4 protein-coding genes are annotated in these 3,415 nt (G+C 58.7%); 2 read left to right on the top strand and 2 right to left on the bottom strand.

The window, feature by feature from the left end; translation table 11 throughout:
- Positions 1-162: 162 nt before the first annotated feature.
- Complete coding sequence (locus VBE63_RS26340) at positions 163-819, bottom strand: hypothetical protein (protein ID WP_323685965.1); 657 nt, start codon at positions 817-819, stop codon at positions 163-165.
- A gap of 423 nt (positions 820-1,242) precedes the next feature.
- Positions 1,243-1,506 (bottom strand): type II toxin-antitoxin system RelB/DinJ family antitoxin, encoded by a 264-nt coding sequence (locus VBE63_RS26345; RefSeq protein ID WP_323685966.1) that lies wholly within the window; start codon positions 1,504-1,506, stop codon positions 1,243-1,245.
- Positions 1,507-1,752: 246 nt separating this feature from the next.
- On the opposite strand from VBE63_RS26345, the gene VBE63_RS26350 reads away from it, so the two are divergent.
- Entirely contained in the window at positions 1,753-2,019 is a 267-nt protein-coding gene (locus VBE63_RS26350) for a type II toxin-antitoxin system prevent-host-death family antitoxin (protein WP_323685967.1), read from the top strand.
- Positions 2,016-2,456 (top strand): type II toxin-antitoxin system VapC family toxin, encoded by a 441-nt coding sequence (locus tag VBE63_RS26355; protein ID WP_323685968.1) that lies wholly within the window; start codon positions 2,016-2,018, stop codon positions 2,454-2,456. The genes VBE63_RS26350 and VBE63_RS26355 overlap by 4 nt, the downstream gene beginning before the upstream one ends.
- Positions 2,457-3,415: the final 959 nt, after the last annotated feature.

Genomic DNA, 3,415 nt, shown 5'->3' on the forward strand with positions numbered 1-3,415 from the left:
TGCAAATATCATCCCAGCGCTTGGAGCGCTTGCTCGATCAGCTTGCCGCGACGGCCTGAGGGGCCAAAAAGTGCCAAAGCCGAGCAAAAGTAATCTTTTCTCGGCACTCAACCTCGTGCACAGCGCTTGAGTGGGTGCAAGTGCGGCGATTGCGCAACGCTACTAGATATTGCGGCCGTCGACGATTGCGCCCTTCTCGAGCTTCAGTTCCTGCCCGTTCTGTTTGATGGCGCGAAACTTCGATTCGTTCGGGCCGCCGCCGTAACCCCACTTCGCCGCATCCATCCACGCCATCGCGACAAGGTCGAGATCGCCCGACGCCGCTCCTCCGACGTTAGCAAAAAAGTGCTGCCTCTTAATGAAGCCACCGCCCAGCATGGCGTCTACCATCTGCCAGCCGGTGAGCGAGGCGAAGCCGAGCATCACGTGGTTGCCGAATAGCCTGCGCATAGTCTTGATGGTGCTGGAGCTGCTGCAAACGCTGCAGCCGCCCCAAAGTACCACCTTAACCTCGGTCAGCTTGAACTCTTTCCCGGCTCGCTCGATCGTTTCAGTCGTTCCGTTCGCTTTGATCTCCACCTTGCTTTCGCGGAAAGTGATGCCGAGCGAATGACCTTCGTTGTAGAGTTCGCCACCGACGAAATGGCCGCCGAAATAGACCCAGTCGGCCGCCGACGCGAACACGTCCTTGATTTGTGAGAGCGAGGGAGTGGGAGCGCGGACGGATGCCGCCTGCGTCATGCCGAGCCGCTCGCAGCCGGCGTTCCAGGTGGCCGCATCCTGCCGGGAGCCGAGGCACAGGGTTGCATACTTGGCCATCAACTGCCTCCAGAGCGTGTATGTGACACAGAAGCTTACCGCCAACTCGAGGCGGGTAGAAATACGGTGCGCGCAACCTTAGGCAGTAGGCGTGCCTGTGTCGGCGTTTCCATGGTAAGCGCCCATAGATCCAACCGCCCTAGTTCTCGTTTGCGCAACAACCCCTTTCATCTCGACAAATCGGATTTCCAGAGTTCGCTTGGCAGCCAGTCATCAATTGGTTCTTTCATCGCGATGCCGTTCCTGACCGATAGTAGCTTACATTTCATGCATGCATAAACCCCTCATCCGTAAGGTTTGCTATTCGACGTTCTCAAGGCTCCATTTTCCCCGTTCACCAAGTGCCGCGTCCCACCATCTAGGGCAGCGTGATGTTGCACCTTTCGCTCGCGTTTTTAGTCACGCTTGAAGGCAGACGAGCGCTCAATCGTCCTCACGCAGATCCGCCATTAGAGCTTCAACACTGTTAAACGGCTTGCCTTGATCCGCCTCCAGCTCAGCTATCGCTTGCCGTGTGGTAGCGTTCGGCACTTTGATTTCGAACGGGAAGGTCTTGTCCTTGGCCACTCGGACCAGAAGCAGCCGGATCGCGTCAGACATCGACAGCCCCATGGCCTCGAGGGCCTCAGAGGCTTCGGCTTTGACTTGCTGGTCGACGCGTGCGCGCACAACGGTGTCAGAGGGCATACGAGTGTTCGCTTTGATTGATGTAGCTACATCGTAGCATAGGGCGACCAACCAGTCAGGCCCGTTCACACGGGAATGCTGCCGGTGCCTTTCCTGGCTGACGGGATCGCTTCTTGTAGAAGCGGCGCGTCAGTGGTCAACGATGCCTCGCAGGCTTGATCAAGCGGGTGTTGGCGAGGGATTCGTGACTACAAATAATAAAATTATGGCTATCATGTAGACTCAAACAATCGAGGGTCATCGACCATGCAGGTAGCCGTCCGCGAGCTGAAAGCCCATCTTTCTCGCTTCTTATCCCATGCCCAGACCGGAGAATCCATCGAGGTGACCTCGCACAACCAGCTGATTGCCCGAATCGTGGGAGTGCCGATTGGAACCGCTGAGGGGCTTCGTGAGCCGATTGCTCAAGGCGCTTTGAGCTGGAGTGTGCGCAAGCCCGCGCTGCAACCGCCACTTGAGCTGGCTGCGAAGGGCACGCCGATCAGCCAGATGGTGTTGGAGGATCGCGGTTGACCCTGTTCTGCGATACCTCGGCGTTGATCAAGCTCTATGTGCGTGAGCCGTTCACCGAGGAGATGCTCGCTGCAGCGGCAGCCGCCCCGTCATTGGCAGTGTGTCGGATGGCCTGGGCCGAGGCGATGTCGGCGTTGGCCAGGCGCTCGCGTGAAACACCGCCCGATGCCGAGGTCATCGATGCCGTGCGTCAGCGTCTGCGGGCCGACTGGGGCGATTATGTCATCGTGGAAGTCACCCAAGCGTTGGTTGAGCTTGCCGGTGACTATGCCGAGACCTTTGCGCTGCGCGGCTATGACAGCGTCCAACTGGCGGCAGCCCGAACGCTGGCAGAAGTGACTCGAGCACCGGTGCAGTTCGCCTGTTTCGATCGCCGCCTGGCAAAGGCGGCTCGGGTGTTGGGCTTGGAGCCAGCATGCGAGGCCAGTCTTGATTGAATCGTGAGCGCGCCCTTTGAGGGACCATGACATACCCGTGGGTTTGCGATGCCAAGCCCGCCAGTGTGCGGATCATCGCCATGCCCGTGGGTCCGGGTACTGGCCGATACCGACGTCTTCCCGTTCCCGCGCTGTATTGACGCGATCCCGGTGCAACCTATACCGACACATACCCGATTCTGAACTACGGGATCGCTGTTAATCGTAGGCATGGCGTACAGAGCATAAGGCAAGTATCGCTGAGACCGCCCGCCACTTCAGTATTGGCACGACCTCGGTGAAGCGCGCCTGTGCGTCTTAATCTAAGGCCGCTCCTGTCCCGCGTGGTTGCTGAAAGAATCGCTGAATGTCGGTTGGCCTCAATGCCTGTCGAGGTAACCGTTTTGGAGGATGATGCACTCCTCGGTATCCAAGCCAAGTGATGTGCTTTATTTCTGGGGCCCTCCGGCTTATATACGCAACCAATTGAAATGCCACGTTGAATATATCACGGCTAGACCCCGGCAAAATTGAAACAAGCCGTGAGCACTATCGCGATCACCGGCATCTCGCCGACGACAGCGCGGCGCTCCGCACCAGGATCACGGCACTGCGCACCCGAATCGTTTGCTGAGAAACAGTAACACGGCTCCTCACCCACATTCTGTCGTACCCTCCGCAAGCTCCGGGTCTTAGCTTCAAGCAGGTTCGTCGCCGCGAAAGCCTGCCGATATGCCCAAGCAGTCGCAACAGCGCGCGCTAACCCAGCTTCCCCTTCGGCTGGTCGGCTCGGCGCGGGAAATCCTACGAAGAAGGTCAGCGCACGAATAGCGCAGCCGAACGATAATGAGCCGGGCGCCGCCGAGTCCGAACTCTCCGTTGCGATGCTGCTCCCCAGTGCGTCATGCGCTACACTTTTCATCCGTACAGTTTCCCAGAGATCCATCACCATGCGCCAGCCTGACCAGCCTCTGTGGGCC

Source organism: Lamprobacter sp. (genome assembly GCF_034860625.1).
Taxonomy (GTDB): domain Bacteria; phylum Pseudomonadota; class Gammaproteobacteria; order Chromatiales; family Chromatiaceae; genus Lamprobacter.

Coding starts and splice junctions, on each gene's coding strand:
- VBE63_RS26340 (WP_323685965.1), bottom strand. CDS start 819: ATGGCCAAGTATGCAACCCTGTGCCTCGGCTCCCGGCAGGATGCGGCC.
- VBE63_RS26345 (WP_323685966.1), bottom strand. CDS start 1,506: ATGCCCTCTGACACCGTTGTGCGCGCACGCGTCGACCAGCAAGTCAAA.
- VBE63_RS26350 (WP_323685967.1), top strand. CDS start 1,753: ATGCAGGTAGCCGTCCGCGAGCTGAAAGCCCATCTTTCTCGCTTCTTA.